The sequence below is a fragment of the Streptomyces sp. NBC_00510 genome (assembly GCA_036013505.1).
In the GTDB taxonomy this organism is placed as follows: Bacteria; Actinomycetota; Actinomycetes; order Streptomycetales; family Streptomycetaceae; genus Actinacidiphila.
The window spans coordinates 95,658-120,617 of record CP107851.1 but is presented as its reverse complement, the minus strand read 5'-3'; the positions used below and the strand labels follow the sequence as shown (position 1 = coordinate 120,617).

At 69.0% G+C, this 24,960-nt stretch carries 22 protein-coding genes and 1 pseudogene; 5 read left to right on the top strand and 18 right to left on the bottom strand.

The genetic code is table 11. The features are described 5' to 3' along the window. Positions 1-32: 32 nt before the first annotated feature. The 5 genes from OG937_00520 to OG937_00500 form a co-directional block, all read right to left on the bottom strand. Entirely contained in the window at positions 33-479 is a 447-nt protein-coding gene (locus OG937_00520; protein WUD70316.1) for a hypothetical protein, read from the bottom strand. Positions 480-736: 257 nt separating this feature from the next. Then, complete coding sequence (locus OG937_00515; GenBank protein ID WUD70315.1) at positions 737-880, bottom strand: hypothetical protein; 144 nt, start codon at positions 878-880, stop codon at positions 737-739. A 73-nt stretch (positions 881-953) separates the two neighbouring features. Further along, positions 954-1,202 (bottom strand): hypothetical protein, encoded by a 249-nt coding sequence (locus OG937_00510; GenBank protein WUD70314.1) that lies wholly within the window; start codon positions 1,200-1,202, stop codon positions 954-956. Then, positions 1,199-2,518 carry a S8 family serine peptidase gene (locus OG937_00505; protein WUD70313.1) on the bottom strand — a complete coding sequence of 440 codons (1,320 nt, stop codon included), beginning with the start codon at positions 2,516-2,518 and terminating at the stop codon, positions 1,199-1,201. Before OG937_00505 ends, OG937_00510 begins: the two co-directional genes overlap by 4 nt. A gap of 1,056 nt (positions 2,519-3,574) precedes the next feature. Then, positions 3,575-4,456, bottom strand: a complete 882-nt coding sequence (locus OG937_00500) for a DNA/RNA non-specific endonuclease (GenBank protein WUD70312.1) — start codon at positions 4,454-4,456, stop codon at positions 3,575-3,577. Between the two features lie 234 nt (positions 4,457-4,690). Between OG937_00500 and OG937_00495 the strand changes: the two genes are divergently transcribed. After that, positions 4,691-5,545: a caspase family protein gene (locus OG937_00495; GenBank protein ID WUD70311.1), complete on the top strand. Its 855-nt coding sequence runs from the start codon at positions 4,691-4,693 to the stop codon at positions 5,543-5,545. 287 nt (positions 5,546-5,832) lie between these two features. Here the strand turns inward: OG937_00495 and OG937_00490 are convergent, their stop codons facing one another. Next, the gene (locus OG937_00490; protein ID WUD70310.1) at positions 5,833-6,534 is read right to left on the bottom strand and encodes a peptidoglycan DD-metalloendopeptidase family protein; all 702 of its coding nucleotides are present in this window, start codon (positions 6,532-6,534) and stop codon (positions 5,833-5,835) included. 116 nt (positions 6,535-6,650) lie between these two features. Here OG937_00490 and OG937_00485 point away from each other — a divergent pair. The 3 genes and pseudogenes from OG937_00485 to OG937_00475 all read left to right on the top strand — a co-directional run bounded on the left by OG937_00485 (position 6,651) and on the right by OG937_00475 (position 9,453). Further along, a pseudogene (locus OG937_00485) lies at positions 6,651-7,308 on the top strand (transposase). Positions 7,309-7,963: 655 nt separating this feature from the next. Continuing rightward, on the top strand, positions 7,964-8,542 hold the full coding sequence (locus OG937_00480) for a hypothetical protein (GenBank protein ID WUD70309.1): 579 nt from the start codon (positions 7,964-7,966) through the stop codon (positions 8,540-8,542). Positions 8,543-9,237: 695 nt separating this feature from the next. Next, entirely contained in the window at positions 9,238-9,453 is a 216-nt protein-coding gene (locus OG937_00475; GenBank protein WUD70308.1) for a hypothetical protein, read from the top strand. A 15-nt stretch (positions 9,454-9,468) separates the two neighbouring features. Here OG937_00475 and OG937_00470 read toward each other — a convergent pair whose 3' ends face one another. Then, entirely contained in the window at positions 9,469-10,860 is a 1,392-nt protein-coding gene (locus tag OG937_00470; GenBank protein ID WUD70307.1) for a hypothetical protein, read from the bottom strand. Positions 10,861-11,400: 540 nt separating this feature from the next. Next, positions 11,401-11,751 (bottom strand): hypothetical protein, encoded by a 351-nt coding sequence (locus tag OG937_00465; GenBank protein ID WUD70306.1) that lies wholly within the window; start codon positions 11,749-11,751, stop codon positions 11,401-11,403. Between the two features lie 674 nt (positions 11,752-12,425). Between OG937_00465 and OG937_00460 the strand changes: the two genes are divergently transcribed. Beyond that, positions 12,426-13,739, top strand: a complete 1,314-nt coding sequence (locus OG937_00460) for a hypothetical protein (GenBank protein ID WUD70305.1) — start codon at positions 12,426-12,428, stop codon at positions 13,737-13,739. Here OG937_00460 and OG937_00455 read toward each other — a convergent pair. The 10 genes from OG937_00455 to OG937_00410 form a co-directional block, all read right to left on the bottom strand. Then, positions 13,723-15,543: an asparagine synthase-related protein gene (locus tag OG937_00455; protein ID WUD70304.1), complete on the bottom strand. Its 1,821-nt coding sequence runs from the start codon at positions 15,541-15,543 to the stop codon at positions 13,723-13,725. The genes OG937_00460 and OG937_00455 overlap by 17 nt on opposite strands. 1 nt (position 15,544) lies before the next feature. After that, complete coding sequence (locus OG937_00450) at positions 15,545-16,168, bottom strand: lasso peptide biosynthesis B2 protein (protein ID WUD70303.1); 624 nt, start codon at positions 16,166-16,168, stop codon at positions 15,545-15,547. Between the two features lie 454 nt (positions 16,169-16,622). Then, positions 16,623-20,087 (bottom strand): LysM peptidoglycan-binding domain-containing protein, encoded by a 3,465-nt coding sequence (locus OG937_00445; GenBank protein ID WUD70302.1) that lies wholly within the window; start codon positions 20,085-20,087, stop codon positions 16,623-16,625. A gap of 32 nt (positions 20,088-20,119) precedes the next feature. Next, a complete protein-coding gene (locus tag OG937_00440) occupies positions 20,120-20,572 on the bottom strand; it encodes a hypothetical protein (protein WUD70301.1) in 453 nt (150 codons plus the stop codon). Beyond that, positions 20,573-21,007 (bottom strand): pilus assembly protein, encoded by a 435-nt coding sequence (locus tag OG937_00435; protein WUD78587.1) that lies wholly within the window; start codon positions 21,005-21,007, stop codon positions 20,573-20,575. A 26-nt stretch (positions 21,008-21,033) separates the two neighbouring features. Next, positions 21,034-21,378, bottom strand: coding sequence for a pilus assembly protein (locus OG937_00430; GenBank protein ID WUD70300.1), 345 nt, complete (start codon positions 21,376-21,378; stop codon positions 21,034-21,036). A gap of 98 nt (positions 21,379-21,476) precedes the next feature. Then, the gene (locus OG937_00425) at positions 21,477-21,686 is read right to left on the bottom strand and encodes a hypothetical protein (GenBank protein WUD70299.1); all 210 of its coding nucleotides are present in this window, start codon (positions 21,684-21,686) and stop codon (positions 21,477-21,479) included. A gap of 49 nt (positions 21,687-21,735) precedes the next feature. Next, entirely contained in the window at positions 21,736-22,617 is an 882-nt protein-coding gene (locus OG937_00420; GenBank protein WUD70298.1) for a type II secretion system F family protein, read from the bottom strand. Beyond that, positions 22,614-23,543 carry a type II secretion system F family protein gene (locus tag OG937_00415; GenBank protein ID WUD70297.1) on the bottom strand — a complete coding sequence of 310 codons (930 nt, stop codon included), beginning with the start codon at positions 23,541-23,543 and terminating at the stop codon, positions 22,614-22,616. The genes OG937_00420 and OG937_00415 overlap by 4 nt, the downstream gene beginning before the upstream one ends. Further along, positions 23,543-24,940 carry a CpaF/VirB11 family protein gene (locus tag OG937_00410; protein ID WUD70296.1) on the bottom strand — a complete coding sequence of 466 codons (1,398 nt, stop codon included), beginning with the start codon at positions 24,938-24,940 and terminating at the stop codon, positions 23,543-23,545. Before OG937_00410 ends, OG937_00415 begins: the two co-directional genes overlap by 1 nt. Positions 24,941-24,960: the final 20 nt, after the last annotated feature.

Below are 24,960 nucleotides of genomic sequence, written 5' to 3'. Positions count from 1 at the left end.
TCGGTAGCGCTCCAACAGCGCTTCCATGCCGTTCAAGCCGGCGTCCAGACCGAGCTGGCGCAGCCAGTCGTCCACCTGTTCCTGGCGCTCGGCGGCGAGGCGCAGGTCCAGGGCGGGGTTGGCGCGCCGACATTCGGGACCTGTCGCAGCCCTTCCTCGTGTAGCAGGTGGGCCACCTGCCGGTCCGCGGCAAGGTGGAGTTCACGGGGCTGCGCTACCAGGGCGGTGTCGATGTCAGTGATACGGGCGAGTTCCGTGACGACATCACGGCTGACGGCGGTCTCCAGGATACCGTCGAACAACGCCGCCAGGTCTGGTACTGGGTACCGGTAGTCCTCCGGCACGCGCTCAAGGGTTTCGGCGTAGCGCCGGACCCGGGAGATGACGTCGATGGTGACGTTCGCAATCGGAGCTGTGGGGGTGGAGCCGTAGACCTCGGGGAGCTTGACCGTCACAACGGCCTCGACGGGGTGCTCCACGGGGGTACTGCTTACGGCCTGCCACACCAACCGTGCCGTTCGAGACCTGTTGTGTCCGTACCGGCGGAAGCCGATGCTGTCGGTGACCGCCCTGTGCATGAGGTTGAGCAGAGCACTGGGCAAGACCGAGGCGGTCAAGGCCTGAGCGAGCGCAGCGACGGATCGCTCCGAGAGTGGGCGCCAGATGCCGGCCTCCCCCGCCGGTCGACCGGGAGGTCGGCTGGCGGTATCTGCAGGCCGTGTACGTGGAGCACTACTCACCGGAAGCCTTGCGCCGCCTGGTGGTCTCCGAGTACGAGCTGCTGTTCGTCGGGGACCCGGAAGTGATCGTCAGGCAGCTGAGCGGTTATCTCGACGAGCACTTGCACCAGCGCCTCACCGGCTCCCAGATCCGCAGCCACCTTCTGACCGTGCCGGGAGTGCGCCCACGGCTTCTGGCCGGTGACCCCGGAACGATTACGGCTTTCCTTGGGCTCACTGGATGGGGGATTGGGGGGGTGGTAGTTCGGTGGTGCGTTCCCGGTCGAGGGATTCGACGCCGTCGATTGCTTGCAGGGCGGGTATCCGGTTCTCTGTGATGGTGCCGGAGAGGGTGCCGAGGATTGGTTGTTGGCTGGTGATGGTCAGTCCGGCCTGCCTCAAGGCTATGACCACGTCTGCGAACCGGTCGGGGTCGACCGCGAGGATGACCCCGACCGGCGCGGACTGGGACGACTTGTTCACGGGGCCTGGAGGAGGCCCGCGCCGATGTCCCTGACGGGTTGCGTCAGCGGGAAGGCGCCGGATTTGAGGCTGGCCACGAGGTCGGCCGCGGAAGCGTTGGGGTTCGCCTGGGCGAGGAGTGCGAGGACACCCGCGACGTGCGGCGTGGCCATGCTGGTGCCGCCCATGGACTGGTACTCGCCTCCGGGAGCAGCCGAGCGCACCTGCCAGCCGGGCGCGGCGATGTTGATCTCGCCCCCCTGGCCGTTGATGGCACCGTTGGAGAAGAACGCCGGTGTGAGGCCCTTGTCGAGGGCGGCCACCGCGAGGATGGAGGGGCAGTTGGCGGGCCGGCTGACAGGCTCGATGGTCGGGGGCCGACGGCTGTCGTTGCCTGCGGCTGCGACGATGACCGTCCCGCGTTCGAGTGCGCGCTGGGCCAGTTTCTCGTATGTCTGCGGGAAGAGCTCACCGGGTTGGACTCGTGCGCCGAGCGACATGGAGATCACTCGCGCGCCGTGGGCGACGGCCCAGGCCATGCCGGCCAGGATCTGGCCGTCGGTGCCGCTGCCTGCGTTGCTGAGGACCTTCGCTGCGAGGATCCGGGCTTCGCAGGCCACGCCGTAGCGGGGTCCTTGCTGGGGGTTGGCCGGGCCGGCGGCGGTGCCGATGCAGTGTGTTCCGTGGCCGTGGCCGTCCTCGACGATTTCGCCGGGCACGAACGAGGCTGTCGCCTCGATGCGTCCGGCCAGGTCCGGGTGGTCGGTGTCCACGCCAGTGTCCAGGACAGCGATCTTCACATCGCGTCCGGTCAGGCTGGACAGGTTGGCCCGGATTGCCTGCAGGCCCCAGGTCCACTGCTGCTCGTCCCAGGCCGGGCCCTGGACGGCGGCGACTTCGGCCCTGGTGTGGCGGGCGACCACGTCTTCGTCGCTGCGGTAGGCGGGGAAGAATTCGGTCGGTGCCTGCTGCGGGGCGGTGATCGGCAAGGCGTAGACCATGCGTTCCGGCTCCGCCGCGATGATCGAGGGCTCCGCCTCGGCCGTGGTCACCAGTGCGTGGCGCTGCTCGGGCCGTACCTCGACGACGGCGGCGCCGAGTTCCTCGAAGAGTACCGAGACGTCGGGGCGCTCGAGGAGTTCGGAGACATTCCCGGTCTCCGTTCCTCGAACGCGTTCGACAGGCGCGATGTCGGCGGCCGATCGCAGTGCGTTCAGTCCGTTTTCCTGGTTGCTCGGGTCGAGCAGGACCACGTAGCGGCCGGTGTACTCAGCGCCTTGACCTATACCGGGGCCGTTGGGCCGATGGGGCTGTTCGCCGAAGGCACGCCTGTCCATGGGGCCGTTCGCCATTGGTTCTTCCCGCTTTCTGTGTGCTTCCCCCCGGCTGGATGGGGGCACGCCGATTCACGGGTCGTCAGGCGCCAAGGGTGGGTGGCGGGGAGCGGTTCAGCCGCGTGTCGACGCGTGATGCCGTGACCTGCAAGGCTGTCGGTTGCCAGGCAGTCGGCGTTGCCCCCGCTACACCGTCGCACCGGGTAGCAAGGCCCGCAACTCAGCGTCGCCACCCCCGGCGGGAGAACGACGCCCCCCCACGGCTCGGTGCCTTTCGCAGGGGCCTTTCCTGGCTGACGGCCTCATCTGCCGGGGCGCCCCAAGTAAAGCCAGGCGGTGATCGTATGGGGAGGTCGCAGGGGACGATCCGGGTACGGGGCCAGGGGGTCTGTTCGCGCGGGTCAAGGTCACCAGGGCGCCGGCAGTACGGGCGATGGCCGGGGAACGAGCCGTATTCCGGGCTGCTTGCCGGGGCACCCGGGTGCTCCCGGCCCGGCCAAGGGTGGTGTTGTGTGCCGACAGCACCACCGTGGCGGCGGCCGGGCCCGCGGGCACGGGACCTCGCGACCCGTGCCATGCCCCTCGTCGGACGAGGCTGTGCCGGCGCTGTCGCGGCGGTGCACCAACAGGTGCTCACGCAAGGCGAACGGCGGGGCAGGGCGTCGGCAGTCGGTTCTGGTCACGGACGGTCCGGCGCCGGCGGCGCCGGTTGGAGCCACTGTCCGATACGAATGCGTGGTGGGCGCTTGCCCGGGCCGCCGTTCGGCGTTACCCGGCGTACTGCCATCGACGCGGCCTGGGGTCATGCGTCTGCGTCCGCAGGAGCAGCCGGTTAACGCGGCCGGATGGTGCCGATCGAGAGGTCGTGGTGCCCGGCGGCGAGACCGGCGAGCGCCTCGTCCTCTTCCGCGTACCGGTCGGGGCCGAGCGTCGGGTCGCCCGCTGTACGGGGCAGCGGCCGTCCGTGCTCCCGCCAAGGAATGGCAACCCGTGGCGTGCACGGGCGGCCGGTTGCCCTGCGGATCTCCAGGACACCAGGCCCGGCGAGTCTGCGGGGCCCTATACGACGATGTCGTCGAACGATTCCAGCTGTGTCCAGCGCTTGGCGGCGCGGGCCCCGGCAGGCAGGCGGTCGGCGGCCGGCAGGGGGCCCAGGTCCAGTCCGGTGATGTCTGCGACGTCGGCGACCGGTACCTGGAAGGTGCGGAAGGCGCCCAGCGGTGGGGGATCGCCGGCTCTGGCCGCTTCGTCCAGGGCCCGGGCGGCAGCGTCTTTGCTGAGGTCGGGGCTTTGGTCCAGGACGTACGCGGTGGACGCCAAGTCGCCGTCCTGCAGGAAACCGGCGACCTTCCAGAAGCGAAGAGGGACCTGGATGCCCCGGTACGGCGGATCGGAGTCCTCAAGGACTGCTCCGGTGAACACCGTCAGCTTGCGGTCGAACTGCCCGGCGTGATCGAGGAGGAAGTTTTCCAGCCCCTGCCACAGTTCCTTGCCCTGGTTGAAGATGTCCATCTGCGGAGCAGCGTTGGTGTAGTGGAACGTGTCACCGTTGGCCACGGTTGCTTCCGGCGCCTGACCCCATACCGGATCGAGCCTGCGCACCAGGTGTCCTTTGTCCAGCGGGTTGTCCTTGTACACCGCATGCCCGGCCTGCTGGCTCTCGGGAAGGCGGGGGTCGAAACGCCAGTTGTCGTTGCGGTCCACGTCCATCAGCTCGCCGCCGTTGATCGCAACAGCCGTGGCCGTTGCCAGGCGCCGGTCCGGACGGAACACCACGCTGAAGTGCGTGTAGGGCAGGATCACCGTTTCGATGCCCGGATCGGTCGGCCGGGGCAGCGGCACAGCCGGCCCGAGGAAGCGCTCGTCGTAGCCCTTGCGGTGGGCCAGCGATTCACGGCTCGCCGTTGCGGTATCCGGTGACGGATCGGGGGGAGTGGCCATGACTGGCTACCTACCGTGCCGCCCGTGTCTGCACGCCCGCATGCATCCCAACATCACCCAAATAGATCTACATAGAACACTGGGCATCTAATCGGGCGATTAGGATCATGCCGGGAGTGGGGAGGGAGCGGGAGCCGGCCCTTTCCATCGGCCGGGCTTTCGGCCCCATGACCGGCTCTCGGTACCCGCGGGCGACCCACGGGGCGCTGTCACTCGTACGGAAGGAGCCAGTCCATGGCTCAGAGCATGTCCATCCACATCGGACTCAACAACGTCGACCCTGACAAGTACAACGGCTGGGACGGCAAGCTCATCGCCTGCGAGAACGACGCTCGCGACATGGAACAGCTCGCCAAACAAGCCGGGTTCAAGGACCGGACCATGCTCCTGACCGCCGAGGCGACCGTCGGCAACGTGAACACCGAACTACGCAGGGCAGCCAAGGTCCTGTCGCCGGGTGACATCCTGCTGTTCACCTACTCGGGCCATGGCGGGCAAGTCCCCGACATCAACGGGCCCGAGGACGAGCCGGACCGGCTCGATGAGACGATGTGCTTCTTCGACCGCGAGTACATCGACGACGAGCTGTACAAGGAACTGGAGGCTTTCGCCGAGGGCGTTCGCATCCTGGCCTTCCTGGACTGCTGTCACAGTGGAACGGGGCTGCGGGTCCGGCAACTGCTCACGCCAGAAGCCATGGAAGAGCAGTTCCAGACGACCGACCCCAACCAGATCGAGACGACATCCAGGCTCATGCCCCTGGACAAGCAGGATGAGCTTTACCGGCGTGACCAGGGCTTCTACGACGCCATCCAGCGTGAGCTGGACGCACGGGACAGCCGGGAACTCGGCGCGAGCGCTGTGCTGATCTCGGCGTGCCAGGACAACCAGCTGGCCGCCGACGGGCTGCGTAACGGCCTGTTCACCGGCACCCTTCTTCAGGTGTGGAACGGCGGCAAGTTCCCGGGCGGTTACAAGGCATTCCACCGCGAGATCCTCAAGCGGATGCCGGCCACCCAGAGCCCGAACCTCTTCGTGACCGGTCGGCCCAGCAACCGATTCCTTCGACAGCGGCCGTTCACGATCTGAGGAGAGAAAGCCACACAGGCCGCGGTCACCGCGGCTGCCTTCCGGCCCCGGACGGGCGTCAGCGATGCCGGGCTCGAGCAGGAGGCGTTCGACGGTGCAGCGGGCCACCGCGTGACCCCGCCGGTTCAGCACCCGCCACACCCTGCCAGGCACCGCGGACACGACGTCGCGCATTCCACGTCAGTACCCCGGAGAATACCGGCCACCGGCAGCCCTGCCTCTGCGGCGTCGCTCGTCGGGGCCCTGCCGGCAGCTGCTGTCGGCCAGCCGCGCGCGGACGGATTGCGCTACCACTGCGGCTTGCGCACGTGGCCGTACCCGGCGTTGCGAGGCCGGTCTTCGAAGTGAAGGTGCGGGCCGGTTACGTTGCCGGTGGTGCCGACGTAGCCGATCACGTCGCCGGCCTTGACCCGGCCCGCTTTTCCATTGCGTTCCATGTGGCAGCACCAGTAGTCGCGGCCGTTGTCGGCCCGGAGTCTGGCCACCTTGCCATATGCACCTCCGTTGAAGAACTCCACGGTGCCGGGCCGGACCGCGACAAGCTTGGCTCCGGTTGGCGCGGCATAGTCGTCTCCCGTGTGGTAGCCGGCTGCGTAGCGCGCGTTCCTGACTCCGAAGGGGTGGGTCACCTTGTGCCCGGGACACGGTGAAGGCATCCTGCCGCCGGGGGCGGCGCCGAGATCGACGACCTTGAAAAGGCCGGATTCGTCGGCCAGCAGTCTGCAGGTCTCCGGTCCGGGGATGCCGTCCGCGTCGGCTCCGCTCCAGCCATGCGACCGCTGGAACTTCGTCGTTGCCGCTTTGGTCGCGGGGCCGAATATGCCGGGTCCGGACGAGTAGTCCAAGCCCACCACCTTCTTGAGCCCTTGCTGGAAGAGCAGCACATCGGGCCGGCTGTTCTCCTTCGTGCCCGCCACGCCGACTTCTCCGGTCGCGGCTCTGGCGGCACCGTTCACCTTGAGGTACGAGATGCGCGGGGACTCGGCCATCGTGGCCCTCCTCCGGCTCGCTCCAGCGCATACGGCCCAGGGCGCTGTCGGCGTGCCTGATGGGCTTGCTGGGAAGGCGTCCATCTCCACGCTACTCCGGGCACTGCACAACCTCCGAGTGCGGCCGCCGCCTGAATCCATCGTTCAACAGCGTCAAACGCTACGCACGCACCCGCGAACCCCCGGCCCTGCGTCGGGCACCGCGCTCCCGGCCCACCCTGGCGACCCCTACCGCGACCCCTACACGAACGCCGGACAGCCGACCCCGCCGTCCTCGTGCTCCAGCGCTTCGGCGAGATCAAAGAGCTGGGCTCCACCGGCAGCCGCACGCTCCTCGACCGCTGCATCACCCAGGGTCGTGCCGAGAGCGACCGACCTGTCACCACGCCCCGCCGGCTCACCCGCCTTGTCCTGACCCGTCCCGACAACCTGCGGGACAAGGACTCCGCGCTCGTGCGAGACCTCGCCGCCTGTCGTGAGATGACCGAACTCACCTAACTCGTCGCAGGGTTCGCCGCACCCCTCACCCTCAGCACCGGCAACGACGCCAGGCTCAACCAATGGGCTACAGCCGTCGGCGCCTGCGCCCTACCCCACCTGCACGCCTTCGTGAACGGCCTCGAACTTTTGACCGGTCCGCGGTCAATGCGGGCCTCACCCTGCCCCTCGCAACGGCGCACCGAGGGCGTCAACACGCGAACCAAGAGGATCACGCGGCAGAGACACGGCCGGGCCCGGTTCGCCCTACTCCGCCACCGCATCCCCCTCCAGTGATCAACGCGCTGCGCCACCACCGACTACGCGACAGAGCCGAATGCGGGACGGAGCCGTTCGGTGGACAGGGCCAGCTGGACGCGCGCGCGGACGACCGGCTCACGGTAGTCCCGCCAGGTGAAGCCCTTCGGCAGATGTGCCGGCTGATGTGGTCACCGATGCGAGCGCAAGGGGTTCCCCGGCCACCACACGCGGCTGCGAACTGGGGACAATGGCGCTGCACGAGGTGCACACGGGCGGCGGTGGAAACCGCCTGCCCATCCACGCAGCGCACCAAGCCGCGAGCACCGGTGAGCCGCAGTCCGGCCCGGTCCCGGCTGAGAGTCTCGCGGCCGCAGCGTGCTTCAGCGCCTCGCCGCCGTCGGCTGCCCCGGGGTCCTGCGGGAGTGAAGGGCTGGATGAGAGCCGGCTTGGCGGTCGACGCCGACGCCGTGGCCGCCGACTTCGCCCAGTTCAAAGGGGATGCTGAGCCGGTTCGACGGCCCGGGCAGCGGGCGAGCGCATCGACAGGCGCCGTGACAGACTGAAAACGACAGGGGCCGTTCGGGTGGAAGTTCGTGACCGGACGCACCGGCGGCCCCCAATTCCCCTTCAGCACACTCGTCTTGGCAGGGTGCGCCGCCGCGCGTCCCTGGCCACAGAGAGGAAGTCTGAGATGACGATGACCACCGACATCAAGCAGGCGCTGCTGCCTCCGCGCGTTCAGACAACGATGGCACTTGGGGACGACCACGCCATCCAGATCCTCGCGTTCCCCGACGGTACGATGGCGATCGTGGAGGGCGGTCGCGCGATCGACCAGCTTCCCGCCACTCCGGGCGAGGTTCAGGGACCGCCCGAGGCCGGAAAGCAGGCCAGTGGTGAGTGGGCCGGCTACGGCGAGCCCGCGGCGCGCGCCACGGACGAGCAGATCTGGTTCCGGAACACGTTCTGCAACGGCGCCCAGTCGTGCGTACAGGGTTGGGACTGGGCGACCTGCGGGACGAATCGGGCCGTGGGTTTCGGGACGGGGATCGCGATGGTCGGCCGCGAGGGGTCGCACAACGCCACTCTCTTCGTCGACGTGTGGCAGTGCAGCGGCCAGGAGTGCTTCTGGGTCCAGAACTGGCAGGGCAAGGTCGTTCCGGGACACTGGCTCTCGGTGAACACCAACGCGCCCGACCGCAAGTGGCTGCGGTGGCGGCTCGAAGGCGCCGGAGGCGACACTCAGGTCAGTCTGGCCGCCAAGTACTGACCGAACGACCCGGCGACGGCGCCCCAAGCCATGCCACTTGACCAACTGCGTACTGGCTCGAAGCCTCGGCGCCCAATGGATCGTCGGCCGTGACGCCGGTCCCCTCGGAAGGAGCCTGATTCGACCCGGCCGCAACGGACAGTGCCCGCCCCGGCGAGCGCGCCTGCCACGGCGTGTTGCAGAGCTTCCGGCTGCGCCCTCAGGGCGCGGGTCATCTCGGTGAGCCCGGCCTCGCCGTCCCACCTGCGCCCGCGCTGCGTCGGTATCGACCGGCATGGGGACCGGTCCCGGCGCGGAGACCGCGACAGTGGCCGTGAGGGGCGGACGCGGGGATGCCGGTGATGGAGACGCCGGTCGGGGCGCCCGTGTGTGACCCGGGTTGACCGCGGGCCGTGAACGAGACCGAGACCTTGTCGTGCAGACCGTCTCTGACCGGCTCGCGCTCGCCGCGGTGACCACGCAGGGCGCCGAAGCGCTCGAGCGCGCCGGTTTCAGCGCGGACCTGCGGCGCGATGACACGGCGGCCATTGCCGATCCGGGACGACCAGCCGGCCTCGGCAGCCGAATCGCTCGCGGACGCCCCTCACAAAGCCTCTTAAGGCAGCCGCCGGGCCCGCCGCGACCCATCGACAAACGCTGTTCCTGGAAATGAACGAATCCAGGCATCCTGCCGTCAATGAAATAAAGTGCACTATATGGGTGCAAACAGTAATGAAGGCCCGGAGGGTACCGGTGAAGGCGGACAGAGCGATGACGCCGAGCGCCGAGCGACCGAGAAATTCATCAGCGACCTGCTGGCGCGGGGCGAGGCGGTGTTCGAGGGGGAGGAGCCGACGCCCAGGACGACGCACGTCATCAAGCGCGGGGACGACGGACGGCTTACCGTCCGCCGTCTGCGCTTTGTCCGTTGAGTTCTGCTGAACTGCTCAGTCGAAGCACCGCCGGACCAAGACCAGACCCTCGCCGGTCGTGCTCCGTGTGATCTCGTGCGTCTTGAGCCGGGAGGGGTTGTCGTCGACGAACGCCGCCTCGGAGCGGTGCTCGGCGGGTACGTCGACGCGGCCGCGGCGGAAGAGGTCCTCCAAGTACGACGTGGCGACCCGCTCGGGGTCGGCGGGCCGCACCGAGCCGCCGGCGGGGTCGGAGCCTGCGATGCCGAACCGCCGTTCCTCTGCCGGGGCGAAGAGGGTGATCGGCTGAGTGACGCCGTACGTCGCCCCGTGGACCGTGACGGCCGTGAGCCCCTGGTCGTCACCACCGCCCGGCGTCGCCTCGGCGATGCCGGCGCCCCGGCGTGCCACCTCCGGCTCGGTGATGGACGCTGCGGCCTCCAGGGACAGGATGCCGTGACGGATGAACGCCGAGCGCAGGGACTGACCGTACTGGCCGCCGTACCGGCGCTGGTCCGCGGCGATCATGTGACCGGCGACCTGTGCGTAGTAGGCGGACACCACGGGCGCGGCCACAGCGGCATCCACCAGCAGCTGCCCCGCGATCTCGGCCGCCGCGGCCAGACCCGCCTGATCCTGAAGGTCCTGCTGCCGGAAGATCCCGGCGACGACCTTGAGGAACGCGCCGCTGAACACCCGGGAGAACGAGTGCGGCTCGCTGGAGAGCGTGTTCGCAGGGCCGTTCGGTGGCAGTTGCACCGGGTCGCGGTAGAAGAAGCTGTTCGACAGGTTGCGCAGGCAGTCCGGGTCGACCGCGTTCGGGTGGTTCTGGCGGATCGCCCAGCCCAGTTGCTCGGCCATCCGCGAAACCCGCGAGGACAGTTCGAGGTCGCCCTGTGTCTCGGCCAGCACCACGGTCCGCAGTGATTCCAGCCGGAGCGAGGTCAGCAGCGCGCTGATGTCACCGAACGCTTCGTGCAAGGCGGCCGCCTCTGCGCTCGCCGCGTTGAACAGTTGAGGGCGCAGAGCGTCGAGGACCGCATGCCCCGCCTCGTGCTCGACGACCTCGGAGCTCTCGCACGCAGCGACCGTGACACCCGCCACCGTTCGGCGGAAGAACCACAGGCCTTCACGGTTGTAGAAGGCGTTGAGGTCGTCCCCTGCGTTGAGGTGCGCTGTGAGAGTGCGGCCGACCGTCGGATACCACTGCGCTGCGGTGGGAACCAGCGGACCCCAGGTCTGGCTGGTCCTGCTGAGCGCATCGGCCGCCACCCAGTACCGGAAGGCCTCGGTACCCGGCCCGGCACCGTCCGGCTGCGGCATGCCTTCCGCGATCGCCGTCGGGAAGGGCAGTATGTCGAGCTGCGGAACGGGATGCGGTACGGGCATGTTGACCTGCGGGGGAAAACCGGGGTCATCCTCGTACACCAGAACCGTCGGAATCGTAGCTTGCTGTTGCTGCACCGTCATCGCGCCTTCCTGAAGGGAAGAGATTGCGGATGGTGGACTCCACCACAAGGACAAAAGTCCTCACGTCCGGTACCAGGTCTTGGCAGCCCGGTGTCACTGGGAACACAGCAGCCGTAGTCGCCTGCGGCCGGCGGTGACGGCAGATGAGCGGGCGGTCGATCCTGACCCGTGGCCGGTGCGCACGTGCCACCAGACCCGGCGACACCATGGCGGCCGGACGGAAAGCGGCCGCCGCAGCCGGTCAGGAGGACTGCAAGCAGCGTGCCGCGCTCGTGGGCGCTCACGTGGTGCTTCGAGCCCGCCTGGCCCCGGCCGGCCAGCTGTGAGGTCCGACTGACATCGAGGCAGCTGTGTTCCGCCGACCTGCAACCCCGCAGGGCTCCAGACCCTGCACAAGGAGCATCTCACCGTCAAAGAAACGCGTGACTGGCGCCAACACCATGGGATCAGGCAAAGGAGAGCCGATCACCGCGTCCGCGTGGAGATCCTCGACCGACTTCATGTGGGTTTCCTGGGCGTTTCCTGCTCGCATTTGTGCAGAGCGCTTGCCGCGGTATTTGAAACCGCTTTTATGCCGAAGTATGCCGTCGTTATGGCGGTTATAGCGGTAAACGCGCTCGTGAGCAGTGCGACTACTTGATTACTGTCTGCTGAGGCTCTGTCAATGCCCACGGCCGCCGCACCGGCGATCGCGCCGTCACTCGCCACAACCGCCAGGAGTCCAGCCATACTTCGGACTCGCTCGGTCAGGCCCCCATTGCTATCTGCGTGGCGACCAACCACTACAAAGACAACTGCTGCAAGAGCGAGCAGCAGGGCCAGTGCAGCAAGCAGGATCGCGACCCACATAGCTGTCTCCCTTGCGTCGTAGCGCTAGGCACACGCGACTGGGGTAGGGGTGCAGCCGTCCATTGCATCATCTCCCACATAGCTGCCCTCTGCACGTGGTGAACCGCACCGGGAGCGATGGAGTGGTCTGTCCTGGGCTGGTGGAGTCGGAGGGGTGGAGAATTGACCCTTCAACAACTCTCCGCCCCAACCGGCAACGCAGGCACTCTGCCCTCGGCATGCTCAGCTGGAGTGCGAGCTACGTGCAGCACGGGCAGCGTGAAATCAGCTGTCCCGACTCCACGCAACGCGGGGCAGGGCCTCGATGAGAACCGGGGCGGTTCACTGGGCCGTCCGGAGGTATCCCGGATGGTGAGCTGGATGATCAGCACCGACGATGGTGCTCGAGCCCCTGGCAGAGCGCCAGGTCTCCTGGATCCGCTTCGGGGTTTTGATGATTCGCGACGCCATCGCGAGGTTCATGCCGCCGGAAGCCGGCAGGGGGCTCGTCGGGGCGCTTCACCCGTGCAGTGCCCCCAGTGATGCTTCAAGGAGACGCACCCCATGGTTTGTGCTGGCCTGCGCCCATGCCGACTGGCCGAACTCTTTCCGGCCGGCGTGGGTGGTCCGCCCGGTCGCGGTCACCGTCGGCGCTGCCGGCACATCACGTACGGCCTGCTGCGGCAGGTGATCGCGTGAAGACTTCCCCCGGCTCCGGCGGCGGCTCGCGCTTGCAGCGGCTGTGGAGACCGGCGGAGAACGGGCGGTCGCCGGCAACGGTGATTTTGATCTTGCTGGTCCTCCTCGTGACAGCTGTGCTGCTGGGCCGGTTCGGTATCGAGAACGTCGGCGGAGCTCTGACCTACACGGGTCGGATCAGCGGTGCCCTCCTCATCGTGCTGTCGGTCACCACATTGCTGGGCGCTCTCGCGGTCGTGGACCACTGGTTCCGGAACAGCTTCCCGCCCGCCGGATTGGTCGCGCTGATCGCCACGGTCGCGGCATGCGCGGGCAACATCTTCCTTTTGGTCACGACAGCCAGGGATGGCGATTCCACGCCCTACCTGGTGCTGTGGTGCCTGCTCGTAGTGGGTTCGGCATGGGCTGCCTTGGCGGTGTACCGGACGTTGGTCGTCATCCCCGCTCCGAAGCGGGTGGCCGTGGCAGTGGTCGTCACCACGGCAGTGGCGGTTGCCAATTTCGGCTACGAGAACCTCTACAAGCCGACCCAGCGCGAGGGAAGGCCCCGTGTCGACGTTGTTGTGGGCAAGCCTGCGGTGACCAAGGACCGCAAGGCATTCGCCATACCCGTCGACATCACTCTCGAGAACCGCAGCAATGTGGGTTTCTACGTGTTCGGCGCCGAGTTCCACGCCATGGGCGAAGTAGTGCCCCTGAGCCCCAAGGACCGGCTCACCCAGCAGTGGCGTGCTGATGCCCAGCAGTGGGGCGAATATGAGCAGCGCCCACTGTCCCGCCGGGAGATCCACCAGCCTGGCGACTTGGTGGCGGCGCAGCCATTGGTGCGCGGCGGCAGCTGGATCGAGCCGGGTGACACGGTGGTCACCCAAACGGTCGTGCAACTGCCCATGAACACGCAGTACGACCAGTTGGCCTTCTACGCCAGTGTGAGCTTGGCGAGTAAGGACCGGCTTCGATTGGAGAGCTTTGGCCAGAACGGATTTTCCTGGAAAGGCGTCAAGTTGCCCCAGTGGATGGTGGACCAGAATAAGTGGAGCTCGAACCCCGTTGACTCCGTTGTCTCTCGCGGCAGGGTGCACGAGGGCAACGCGATTGCCGAGCATACGAGGGACCCCCGCTACGTCACCGTCTACTGGCAGTTCGGCAAGCATGGCGCAGGCCTGAAAGTAGCCGTCACGCGAGACGGCGAAGAAGACCGCGAGCTTCCAGACGAGGAAAATCGCGACTTGAGGAACTGGTACGGTCTCGCCGACGTCCTCACAGGCCCGATCGAACGGACGCTGTGGGACATCAAAGGCCGGCGATGACCGGCATGTCCGCGCCACCGTGCGCGCTGAGGCGCTGGTTCAACCGCTCCAGCCACACCACGAGGGCAAGAGAGCTGTTCATACGATCCCAGGAGTATGCGTCTCCTACGCCGAGCTGTGCCTCCCGCACTGCCCGGCACAGCGTCTCGACGTCGAACATCTCCGCAATGAGCGGATGACGCGCAGAGCGGCACAGGTCGATGAGCTGGTCGCCGTGTGCCCGCAGGCCGCGGGCGTAGAGCTCGTTGAAGGCGACCTTGACCGTCCGGCCGCGGATGAGGGGCGGCAGCAGATCTGCCATGGCCTCGCGCAGAACCGCCTTCGGACGGCCGGGATGGAACGTCGCCTCGGCGGGCAGGCGGCGCATCGCGGCGATGACGTGCCTGTCGAGGAAAGGGTGCGAGAGGAAGAATCCGTCCCGTGGTGCGCGGCGCCAGGACAGCGGGTCGGGAGCGGCGATGTAGGTGGCCGCGTCGTAGAAGGATTGTTCCGGCTTGCGTCCGAACATGAAGCGGCTCTCCGAGACGCTTGCCCCACGGTAGCCGTGGGCCCGCGCGAATCCGGCTCTGATCCATCGCGGGCGGGAGAAGTTGCCCAGGCCGCCGAGCACGGTTCCACGGCGGCGGACGAGCGCTGTGATCCGTTCGGCTGCCAGCGGCACAGCCGGCTGCACGACGTAGGTACAGACGACGTCCCGCACGCCCCGCTCGCTGCCCTCGGCCCAGGCACGTGCCTGCTTCGTCATCTGCCAAAGCTGTCCTGAGCGGGCCAACTGGTGCAGGTGCAGCGGGTTGGCGTCCGCAATAGGCTCGGCCCCGCAGCCCGTCATGAGGGTGTCACAGGCCAGTTCCGAGGCCGCGGCATGAAGCCTGCTCCAAAACGGGGCACGGAAGGCGTGCGCATGCGGCTCGTCCGGGTCTCCCGCGTGATGCTCGAAGTCGTCGAAGTCGGCGACGTCGTCGACATCGACGACGACCGGTCGGGCTGCGGGTGCGAGACGGCCGATCTCCTTCATCGCCTCGTCGAGATACGGCTGTTCCCCGGCCAGCTCTCCCCAGCCGAATCGCCCGGCGAGCAGGACCAGGTCTCCCGGGTCCTGTGCCGCGGCCAGCAGACGGGCCGCGAGCAACGCGATGCTGGTGGAGTCGGTGCCGCCGGAGACGTGGCACGCCGTCACCTGGCCCATACGGCGCCCGACCGCGCCCTCCAGCGCGAGGCGCAGCTCCTTCGCGGCGCCGCTGAGGCGCAGGGCGTCTGCTGCCGGTGCCGGTGGGTCGTGCGCCTGAGCGTCGCGTCGCAGCGACCGACCGCGTATCTGCCCGGTGAGCGAGAGTTCCACCACCTCGCCGCCCAGGACCCGCTGTACCCCGGCGAAGGGAGTGAGTTGCGAGCGCGGCTGCGCCAGGTTGCCGGTCAGATAGCGGCAGAAGTAGCGAGGTTCCAGATCTGCTCCACCACCCAGGCGGCGCGCCGAGGTACTCACCGCACTCACACGGCCACCAGACTCCCTGAAAAACAGGGGAATGCGTGCCTGTTCGTCCCGCATCAGCAGGATGCGGTCGCGGCACACCAGGACAGCCGCAAAGTCACCGGTCGGCAGAGGCGGTGCGGTTCCCGGCCGTCCGAAGGCGTCGAGGAGGCCGCGCGCACCGGCCACGCGGTCACGGACGGAGCCGACCCAGCCGGCGACCACCGCGGTCCCGGCCGGTGAGGAAGCCGTCGTCACCAGGCCTTGCCGCGCCATGGCCCCGGCCGCCGAGAGCTTCGGTGCGCCCCCGGCCCACTCCAGGTGGAGGGCTTCCACGTCAGTGCCCTGCGCTATTGATCGACAGGACCGGCGTGAACGCGTGCCCGCGTGGATCGGCGTCAGGGATGCACAGGCCGGCCGAAGACGTCCAGGCGTGCATGGCGAACGGGTGCTCACGCACTCCGACGTGAAGCACAGCCTGCAGACCGCGCCGCCGCAGCAGGATGTAAGCCGTCACGGCCTGGGCCTTGCAGTCGTCGTTGACGAACCAGCCTGTGCGGCCGTGGCGTTGCACTGCTCGTTTCAGGCGTGCGATGTCCTGCGGTGAGGCGGGGTCTGCACGGGCGTAATCCGGAGCGGCCAAGGACAAGAGCCGAAGGACGTGCCCGAACCCCATGGTCCGGATCAGCAGGTGTACCCCGCGCAGCCAGAGCCCGATCTGGGCGTTGGAATGTTCCTTTGGGCAGGCTGTCGCGCACCTGGCGCGGATGAGACCTGTGACGAGTTCGGCGCGTTCTTCGCGGTTTTCGCCGGCGAACTTCTGGATGTCCGCCTCCGCCATCGCAAGAAAACGCGTCCGTCTCCAGTCCGCAATCAGCGCTCCGCCGGCCATCCTTGTGACACGGCAATGCGGTGACAGGACCTGCGTCATGGCTGTCAGAGCATCGGTATCCTCCGCCACCGCATATCCTCCAAGATCAGCCCGCCGCAGCGTGCTACGGCGGGCCCGGTTCGACTTGCGGATGGTGTCAGCCCTGGTACCCGTGCCCGTCGTAGTGGCTACCGCTGAACCCCCGGATCAGGCGGCCGTTGCCGAGAAACACAATCCCGCGCGGCCTGCGACGCCGCAGCAGCCGGTGAAACATCGCCTACCTCCAAGATCAGAGAGCGTCGTTCACGCAGTTCCAGGCTACTTTGCCTTAAATATCCCGCAACTGGACTGTTGGTGTGGTCCGCATCGGTGGTCTTGATGGTCCGCTGTGGTGGCCGGGAAGCTGCCAGAGCTCCGGAAACCTCGAGCTGATGTCGTTGATGACGGCATGAGCCGCCTGTGGTCCCAGACCGTATGCGTGTCTGGGTTGGGTGTGGTCTGCCTCGGTCTGTCCCGTGCTCGGCCGGCACCTCGTCTTTCGTCGTCATGTCTTGCGGGGGGCGGCCGGGGTGGGTTGTTTGGTGGGGAGTACGAGGTCGATGGTTTGTTGGGTGAGGGGTTGTAGCGAGATGTCGTAGGTGTGGGCGATGTGCTGGGCACGCGCGACGGCTTTGCGGATCCCGGTGGTGTTGCCGGCTGCCCACTCGATCATCATCCAGTCGCGGTAGAGGACTTCGGCGGTTTCGTCGATGTCCAAGCCGCGTAGTACCGCGTGGCGGGCGGCGTCCAGGTCGGGGTTTTCCTGGTCGGTGTGCCAGGTGGCCAGTGTGTGGGCGACGTCGATGATGCGGGAGAGCATGTCCTGCTGTACGGAGTGGGCCCAGGGGTAGTTCTGGCCATCGAATGGTTTGCCGCGTACGAGGCTGAGCGCGGTTTCCAGGTCCGGGATGCCGGTGGCGGGGGCGGAGGCCAGCCCCTGGGTGGCCAGGTGTTGGAACAGGGCCCAGTCCGAGCGCACGCCGGGGTGGAAGGTGTAGCCGTTGCTGGGCCGGGGCAGGTAGGGCTGTCCGTCCGGGGCGGTGCCGAAGCGGCTGCGGAGTTCCGACAGCCGTGACTGCAGCGTGCGGGTCGACCAAGGAGAGGCCGGGTCCATCGCGGCGCACAGGGTATCGGCGGTCCGCCCGGGCCGGAGGTAGATCAGCGCGGCCAGTTCGGCGACTTTGGGGCCGTGGCCGGAGCTGGTGACTCCCGAGACCTGCAGTGCCCCCAGCACGTTGATCTCCGGCGCGCCCGGGTCGTCCCCGACGACGTTGCTGTCGCTGGGTGTCGGCTTGTGCGGGGCCTGCGGGACACCGTGACCGCCGGGTTCGGTGGAGGGGGCGCTTGCGGGCAGGAAGGCATGTCCGGTCGTGCCGGCCTGCTCGGGTTCGGGGCTCGTCCGGTTGCTGTTGCCGGCGGTGGAATCGATCAGCTGGTTGTGGGCCGGGGCTGCGGTGGCAAGGAGTGCAGGGAAGGGATCACCGGGGTCGGTGTCCTCCTCGTCGGTGCGCAGAAGCATCGTGTGCGGCTTGGGCCGCGGGGTGGCGGCGGCGATGTTGTGGTCTTCGGCGAGTTGCCAGGCGCCGGTGGCTGCTTGTGCGGGGCGGTCGGCGATTTCCAGCGCGTGGAGGTAGCTGCGGTACTGATCGTCGGTGAGGCGTTGCAGCTGTACCGGGCCGGAACCGAGGTGGGCAAGCGTGATCGGGGTGTCTGGAGCCACTGGGAGGTGCTCGGCGTCCGGGAAGGCCTGTCGGGTGGCGTCGTCGGCTGGCAGGACCGCCGCGACCGGTAGGTCCCGGGCTGCGGACAGGGCGTCGGCGAGCTGCCGGGCGTGGTCGGCGTCGATGTCGCCGGCGCAGATCAGGATCCACGGCAGTGGCGTGGGAGCATTTTTGAGGTCGCCGCCGTGCTGATGTGCCTCCACCAGCAGGGCGCCCAGGTCGGCTGCGACGGACGGCAGATGCGGCATGGCCCGGATGCGGCCCTTCGGCAGCAGTGTCGCCAGCCGCGCCCCGAGTCCGACGGTGATGATCTCGGTGTGGTCGGTCCAGTTGCTGGTGCCGGCCTCGAGGGCCAGGGCACGGGTGACCGCGAGGACGTCGTCGGCGTCACCGTCCAGGAGAAGGGTGCGGGTGTGCAGGAGGTCGGCCAGCAGGAGGGCGCCGTCCTCGGTGGCGCCGAGGGTGACCAGGCCCGGGTAGGGGGCGGGTACGTGGCGGGCGGTATCGGAGGTCAGCAGCGGGGATGCGGGGTTGAGGACCCACGTGCCCGGTGTGTCGCCGCCGGCGAAGGGAGGAAGCGGCTGGGCCTGCGGGTCATCAGGGATCAGCTGCACGCTCCGGTCGGTAATCTGAACTCCCCGGATGGGGGGCAGTTCCTGGCCGGCGGTGTCGGCGTGCTGGGCCAAGGTGCGCAGCACGGTGTCGAGCAGGGCGACCCCGGCGGGCTCGGCCGTGGCATGGAGAACCTGCTCCAGCCGAGTGGGTTCGGCGTCGATGGCGATGGTCTGTCCGGCGCGGCGACGGCGTTGCTGCAGGATCCGTTTCACTCCCAGGGCCCCGGTCAGCGAGGCCGCCAGCAGCGCGCCGATCCCTGCGGTCAGCGCCACATGCTGCGCGATGCCGTCCGAGCCCTGGTCAGTGCCTGTGGCCACTGGAGGTGTTGTGGAGGCCGAAGCGGATGTCTGGGGGCCATGGGTGGACTGGCCGGCCGGGGCAGTGGGGAGGGGTGCCGAGGGAATCGCCGAGGCGGGCTCCAGCCGGGCCGGGCGGCCGGTGCCGCTCGCGGTCGGGTCTGGGACGCGGCCGGTGTCCTTCCCGCTGCCGGTCGATGGCGCGGCATCGGACGGGGCGGCCTTCGACGGGACGGCGGTTGCATCCGGCGTGGTGGGCGAGGCCGCCCGGTGGTGCTGCTGGCCGTGGTGACGGCCAGAGCCGCTACCGGTCCCATCCCTGCTGCCGTCACTGTCCCCTTCATTGTCGTGGTTGGGGTGGGCGGCGTGCGTGGCCGGGAGCTCGAGGTGCTGCCCGGGGTAGATCAGGTCCGGATTGGTGAAGCGGCGGCCGCCGGGCTGGGCTTCGCCCTCGTTGAGACGGAAGATCTGCGGGTACCGGTCGGCGCTGCCGAGTTCGTCTCGCGCGATCTGGGAGAGGCTGTCACCGGGCTGGACGGTGTAGTCGCCGGTGTGTTCAGCGTCGATGGCCTCGGCAGCGTGGCCGCCGTCGGTGTGCAGGCCGGTGGCGGTGCTGCCGGCCGCGGTGGTGCCGGTGGCGTCGCCGGGGAGGCGCAGGGTCCAGCCGGGCCGGATCGGGGCGTCGGCGTGGAAGGTGCTGCCGTCGGCCATGATGCGGCCGGCGTTGAGGGCGGCGATTTCCTCCCACCGGTTGCCGTCACCGAGCCGTGCCTCGGCGATCGACCACAGGCTCTCGGCGGGCCGGGTGTGGCGCACCGTATAGGCGACCGTCGTGTCCGACTCGTGCCCCACAGATACAGCGGTCGTGGTCGGCTGCTCGGGGGCGCTGGTGCCGGGGTGGGGGGTGGCGGTGGCTGTGGCGGCCTGCGCTGTGGGGGCGGAGGCGGCCAGGGCCGTGCCGGTGGGCAGCGCCAGCACGATGGCGCCAACCAGAGTCGCGGCGGCCTTCTGCCCGACCAGCAACCGCAGCCTGGGTGCGGCGCGGCCGCGTGACTGCGCGGGTATCTCCAGCAGCACCGAGACTGCGAACAGTGCCCATCCGATCCAGCCGGCCACGGCCAGCGCCAGCAGGAAGACCTGCCCGGAGTCCTGCGTGGACAACAAGTGACCGAGGGCAGCGATGCCGCCGGGCGCAACGATGGCGGTGCCCCACCACAGCAGCATCGGCAGTCCGGCCAGCAGCGCGACCAGCACGACGAAGCTCACGCCGGCACGCACCACGGTGAACACCGGGCCGGTACGGGGAGCGCGGGCCGAGCCGGTGGGGGGCTGGGGCATTTGTGGGGCCCTTCTCGTGCGGGGGCGTGCCGCTACTCGGGCTGGGTCACGCCGTGCAGCAACGTTGCAGTCCCGTGGCCACTCACGCGCAGCGCGCCGATGCCGAAGACGGTCAGGAACTTCGTGTCGTACGTGCCGGTGACGACGACGGCCACCCGGGTGCCGTCACCGGAGAGGGTCACCTGACCGCTTGCGCCGGCCCGGTGCAGGTAGGACTGAGCGGCCGCCTCGGCAGCCTGCGGGTCGACGCGGATCGCGGCGCCGGTGATGGCCGCAGCCGGGTCGATGGCCTGCCCGGCGGCACGGGCGGCTTCCAGCGCGAGGGCGTCGGCACGTTCGGTGGCGCGGAGCTTGCCCCCACCGTCCAGGACCAGGCCGATGATGCCGAGCAGCACCACGGTGCAGACCGCCACGAACACCGCGATGCCCCCGCGGTCGCCGCCCTTGGGCCGCAGGCGCCGGCGCAGCCTTGCGGGAAGCGTCATCTAGTGCTCCCTCGCTCGGTAGGCGTCCACGACCGAGGTGAAGCTGCTGGTCAGCGTTTTGGCTCCGGGAGCGCCCGGCAGCAGGAGGTCGGAGAGGCCGACGGTGCAGGTGACCGTGACGGTGACGTAGCCGACCTGCCCGACCGGGACGGTCAGGCCGCTGGCATCCACGGACACGCTCGTGGACGTACACGTGATGCCCTGGTCGTTCAGGGATTGCTCGGCCGCCTTGGAGGCGGCGGACTTCGCCGCTTGGTAGGTGCGTTCGATGGAGGCGGCCCGGGCGGCATCCTCGGCGGCGGCGTCGATTTTGCTGCCGGAGGTGACCAGCCGCCCGGCGGCAACGGCCATGCACACGAAGGCGACCAGCAGCGGGGTGACGATCGCGGCCTGGATTGCCTCGCTGCCCCGGTCGCCACATAACCGGGCCGCCATCGCGGCCCGCAGTTGGCGTCGGGGCCTCACGGAGCGGTCCAGCGCTCTTTGGTGCCGGATGCGGACTGTGAAATGTGCAGCCCTGAGATGCCCGGCAGGAGCGAGGGGGCGGTGCCGGTCACCGTGACCCGCACGGTGACGGCGGTGCTCCCGGCAGTGCTGACCTGCGGGTCGCGTAAGGAGTCGCCGGCGATCCGGTCCAGGGTCTGCCGTGCCTGTGCCGCACCGTCGCCACTGGTTCCCTGGTAGACGCGGCTCGCTGACACTCCCTCGCGGGCGGCGGTGAGCGCGATGTTGCGGGCGTAGTACCACATGGAGGCCTGTACGACCGTGATCGTGAGCAGGATGACGAACGGGAAGACGATCGCCATCTGAAGGGAGGTTTCTCCCCGGTCGCCGCGGGTTCGGGCGCGTATCGCGGCCGCCGACCGTAAGCGGATCAATGCGTCTGTGTTTTTCACGCTCTGCCTCAGATGCCCGACAGTTGGCCGTTGTACTTGGAGATCACCACGGCGATGGTGCCGGCGATGATCAGGGCACCGGTGACGGCGGCGACCCAGATGATGACGGTGGTGATGGAGATATCGCCGGCGTCCGAGCCTCGCTCGATGCCCTTGGCGTGCTGTTTCCTGGCCCACAGGTAGGCGGCGGTCAGCGGACGGGCGAGCCGGGAGATCATGCATGCTCCTTGTCAGCGGGGTGCAGGGGTGCAGGGGGTGCGGCGGGTTTCAGGTCGTCAGGATGCGGATGACCGCGGGGAACGCGATGAGCAGCATGACCAGCACCGCCAGCAGCGCGCCGGGGGCGGTCATCTTCTCGGAGTCGGCGTTGGCCTCGGCGGCCTGGCGGGCGAGCAGTTCGGTGCGCAGGTTCTTCGCCCGGGAGCGGAGTGTGGCGTACACGGAAGCGCCGTCGTCGGTGGACTGCCGCATGATCGCGGCCAGGTCGTCCAGGACCGGCAGATCCAGCTCGGCGGTCAGCCGCCCCAGACTTTCCCAGTGCGGCACCTTGTCCAGGCGGGAGCTGGCCAGGGCCTGCTCAATACGGGTGAACGCCCAGCCCGATCCGACCTGGGCGGCCTGCTCCATGGCCTGCTCGGCGGAGACGTTCCCGGCCCGCCGCAGCGCCACCAGATCCAGATAGGCGGCCATGGCATGGGCGAACTCTTCCCTGGCCCGCCTGGCCTGATCCCGCAGCGCCAGATCGGGGGCGACCCACAAGAGGGCCGCGCACACCGGGCCGACGACGGCGGGCAGGAAAGCCGGCACGCCCAGCAGCAGGAACGGGATCGCCGCCAGCGGGGGCAGCAGGAGACCCGCTCCGGCCAGAGCAACCTTGGCCAGCAGGAACCGGCCGGGTGAGGTGCCGACCAGGGCAAGATTGCGGCTCGGGATCCGTACGGCGGCCAGCGAGCCAAGGTTTTCGACCAGCCACGCCCCCCAGCGTTCGTCCCGGTCCACACTGACTGATGCTGGTGCCGGGGGAGCAGGGTGATTCAGGCGCTGCAGCGCCGGTCCCAGGGCCGGCGCTGGACTGGCCAGCTCCTTGAGGAGCAGGGCCACCCCGGCGCCGACCGCTGATCCGGCGAGGATCGCACCGACGGGAATCACACGTCCTCCCCGGAGGTGGCCGGCCGGTCGGTCGGTGCCGCCGGCACCGACACGCGGCTGCGCGGATCGGCGATCAGGAACCTCGGGACCGGCTGGTGGTCGGCCAGCTGCCGCATCCACGCCAGCACACCGATGAAGGCAGCCGCCAGCAGCGCCAGGACCAGCTGCCCGAGCACGGTGCCGTACGGGGCGGTGTAGCCGGGCACCAGCATTCCGGCTCCTACCACGCCCAAGGTGATGAAGGTCATCCACCGCACCGTCGTGCGGGGCTTGGCCCGGTCCGCCTCGATCTGACGGCGTTTGGCGACCTCCTCATGGACGGAGTCCGCGAGATCCTCCAGTGCCTGGGCAAGACCTGGCCCCCGGTCGGACGCGGACAGGATCAGGGCAGCCACGACCTTGTCGGCGGTCACGTCGTCCAGCGCGTCACCGAACGCCCGCAACGCATCGACCGGCCGCCAGCCGACCGCGAGGCGGTCGACCAGGTCGGCGACCTCGCCGGCGATCGCTTCCGGAACGCCCCTGCGGGACAGCTTCAACGCCTCGTCCAGGCCGCGCCCCAAGCGCAGCACATTGGACAACCGCATCGTCCAGTCCCCGAGCGCCTCCAGCTTCCCGATTCGGCGGGCCGCGCCCTGGGTGGGGGCCAGCAGCCAGGGCACACCGACGACCGCCAGCATCACCAGCGCGCCGGCCACGAACACGCCGGTGACCAGCCACACCAGCGCCCCGGCGATGCCACCTGCGACCAGACGGTTGCGGCGCCGCAACCTCGCGTCCTGGTCGGCCTGACCGGTGCGGGCCCGCAGCCGGGCCACCACGCCAGGGCCCTTCGGCGCGCTCGTGCCGGCCACGCCCGCCACGACCCCGACCATCCCGGTGGCCACCGCGAGCCCGGCCACGACCCACAGCAGCATCCCGCTCATCACGGTGCACCCCCCACCAGCAGAGGCAGCCCGCCGCGCCACGTGCCACGCGGGGCGCTCAGCAGATCGGAGTCGAAGCCGGTCCGCCGCAGTTCGTTGATGCACCGCGGGTGCATGTGCGGCACCGCCCGCGGCTCGTCCCACTGCGGCGCCGGGCCGAAGATCTGGTTGGTGTCCGGCCGGCCGGCCTCGCCGATGCCCGTCACCTCCAGCACATGGGTGACGAACCGGTGGCGGCGGCCGCCGATCGGCCGCTCGTCGATGGAGCCGTCGACGTAGACGATGAAGTCCAGACCGTGGGCCGCCTGCCGGTAGGCCAGCTCCGGCGTCATATTGCCCTGAGCCTGCAGATACAGCTCAGCGATCCGGTCGAAGACCACGCTCGGGTGGGAGGCGTGGATGGTGCACAGGTTGCCGCCCTGACCATTGGTCATGGCCTGCATCATCGCCACGATCTCCGGCCCGCGGACCTCGCCGACCACCACCCGCGCCAAGCTCATCCGCAGCGCCCGGTACATCAGATCCATCAAGGTGATCTCGCCGGCGCTGTGCCCGTCGACACGCTCACCGTTGGACTCCCGCGCCTCCAGCGGCACCACCTGCCGGTGGTAGCCGTTGGTGTGCGCCCACAGTTCGTACTCGGTCTCCAGCGTGGCGAACCGCTCGTCGGGGTCGGTCTGCTTCAGCAGGGCGCGCAGCAGCGTCGTCTTGCCCGCCGCCTGCCCACCCGCCACCATCACGTTCTTGCGGGCCTTCACACACGCGGCCAAGAACGCCGCCAGCGTGGTGTCGATCATCCCGAGCCGCACCAGATCAGCGAGGTCGGCGTGGCGCTGTCCGTGCCGGCGGATGGTCACATAGGTGCCCGGCGTGACGTCGGTGATGGCCTGCAGCCGGGAACCGTCAGGCAACCGCAGCGCCAGGAACGGGTTCGCGGTCGACAAGGTCCGCTCGCTCTGCCCGGACTGGCGGGCCAGGTCCCGAAGCAGCTCCCGCAGCTCCTCATCGCTGTCCGCCACCGGTGCCACAGCCAAGCGCCGTCCATCGGTGAAGTCCAGCGCAACGTCGCGGTAGCCGTTGATGAGGATGTTCTCCACCTGCGGGTTGTCCAGATGCTGCTGCAGCCGCCCTGCCCGGAACTGCAAGTCGAACACCGCCTGCGCGACCGCGGCGTCCTCCACCGCGGCAGTGGCCACCCCACGTTCGATCGCCACCGCGTCCGCCCAGACCGCGACCTGCTCGTTGATCAAAGCGCGGCCCTGCTGCTCCTGCGCCCCAAGGCTCATCCCCGGCTGGGTCCGCAGCAGCGCGGTCAACCGCTCCCCGACCTCTTTCTTGATCAGCCGGACGGCCTGGTAGTCCACCACCACACCCGGCACCTGCGGCGCACCCACCATGCCCGGTGAGTGGGCTTGTG

Bases quoted from the DNA above. Each gene is read 5' to 3' on its own strand.
- OG937_00480 (WUD70309.1), top strand. From the start codon at position 7,964: ATGACGATGACCACCGACATCAAGCAGGCGCTGCTGCCTCCGCGCGTT.
- OG937_00495 (WUD70311.1), top strand. From the start codon at position 4,691: ATGGCTCAGAGCATGTCCATCCACATCGGACTCAACAACGTCGACCCT.
- OG937_00445 (WUD70302.1), bottom strand. From the start codon at position 20,087: ATGCCCCAGCCCCCCACCGGCTCGGCCCGCGCTCCCCGTACCGGCCCG.
- OG937_00500 (WUD70312.1), bottom strand. From the start codon at position 4,456: ATGGCCACTCCCCCCGATCCGTCACCGGATACCGCAACGGCGAGCCGT.
- OG937_00425 (WUD70299.1), bottom strand. From the start codon at position 21,686: ATGATCTCCCGGCTCGCCCGTCCGCTGACCGCCGCCTACCTGTGGGCC.
- OG937_00410 (WUD70296.1), bottom strand. From the start codon at position 24,940: ATGGTGGGTGCGCCGCAGGTGCCGGGTGTGGTGGTGGACTACCAGGCC.
- OG937_00475 (WUD70308.1), top strand. From the start codon at position 9,238: ATGGGTGCAAACAGTAATGAAGGCCCGGAGGGTACCGGTGAAGGCGGA.
- OG937_00415 (WUD70297.1), bottom strand. From the start codon at position 23,543: ATGAGCGGGATGCTGCTGTGGGTCGTGGCCGGGCTCGCGGTGGCCACC.
- OG937_00490 (WUD70310.1), bottom strand. From the start codon at position 6,534: ATGGCCGAGTCCCCGCGCATCTCGTACCTCAAGGTGAACGGTGCCGCC.
- OG937_00505 (WUD70313.1), bottom strand. From the start codon at position 2,518: ATGGACAGGCGTGCCTTCGGCGAACAGCCCCATCGGCCCAACGGCCCC.
- OG937_00430 (WUD70300.1), bottom strand. From the start codon at position 21,378: ATGGCGATCGTCTTCCCGTTCGTCATCCTGCTCACGATCACGGTCGTA.
- OG937_00440 (WUD70301.1), bottom strand. From the start codon at position 20,572: ATGACGCTTCCCGCAAGGCTGCGCCGGCGCCTGCGGCCCAAGGGCGGC.
- OG937_00465 (WUD70306.1), bottom strand. From the start codon at position 11,751: ATGTGGGTCGCGATCCTGCTTGCTGCACTGGCCCTGCTGCTCGCTCTT.
- OG937_00435 (WUD78587.1), bottom strand. From the start codon at position 21,007: ATGGCGGCCCGGTTATGTGGCGACCGGGGCAGCGAGGCAATCCAGGCC.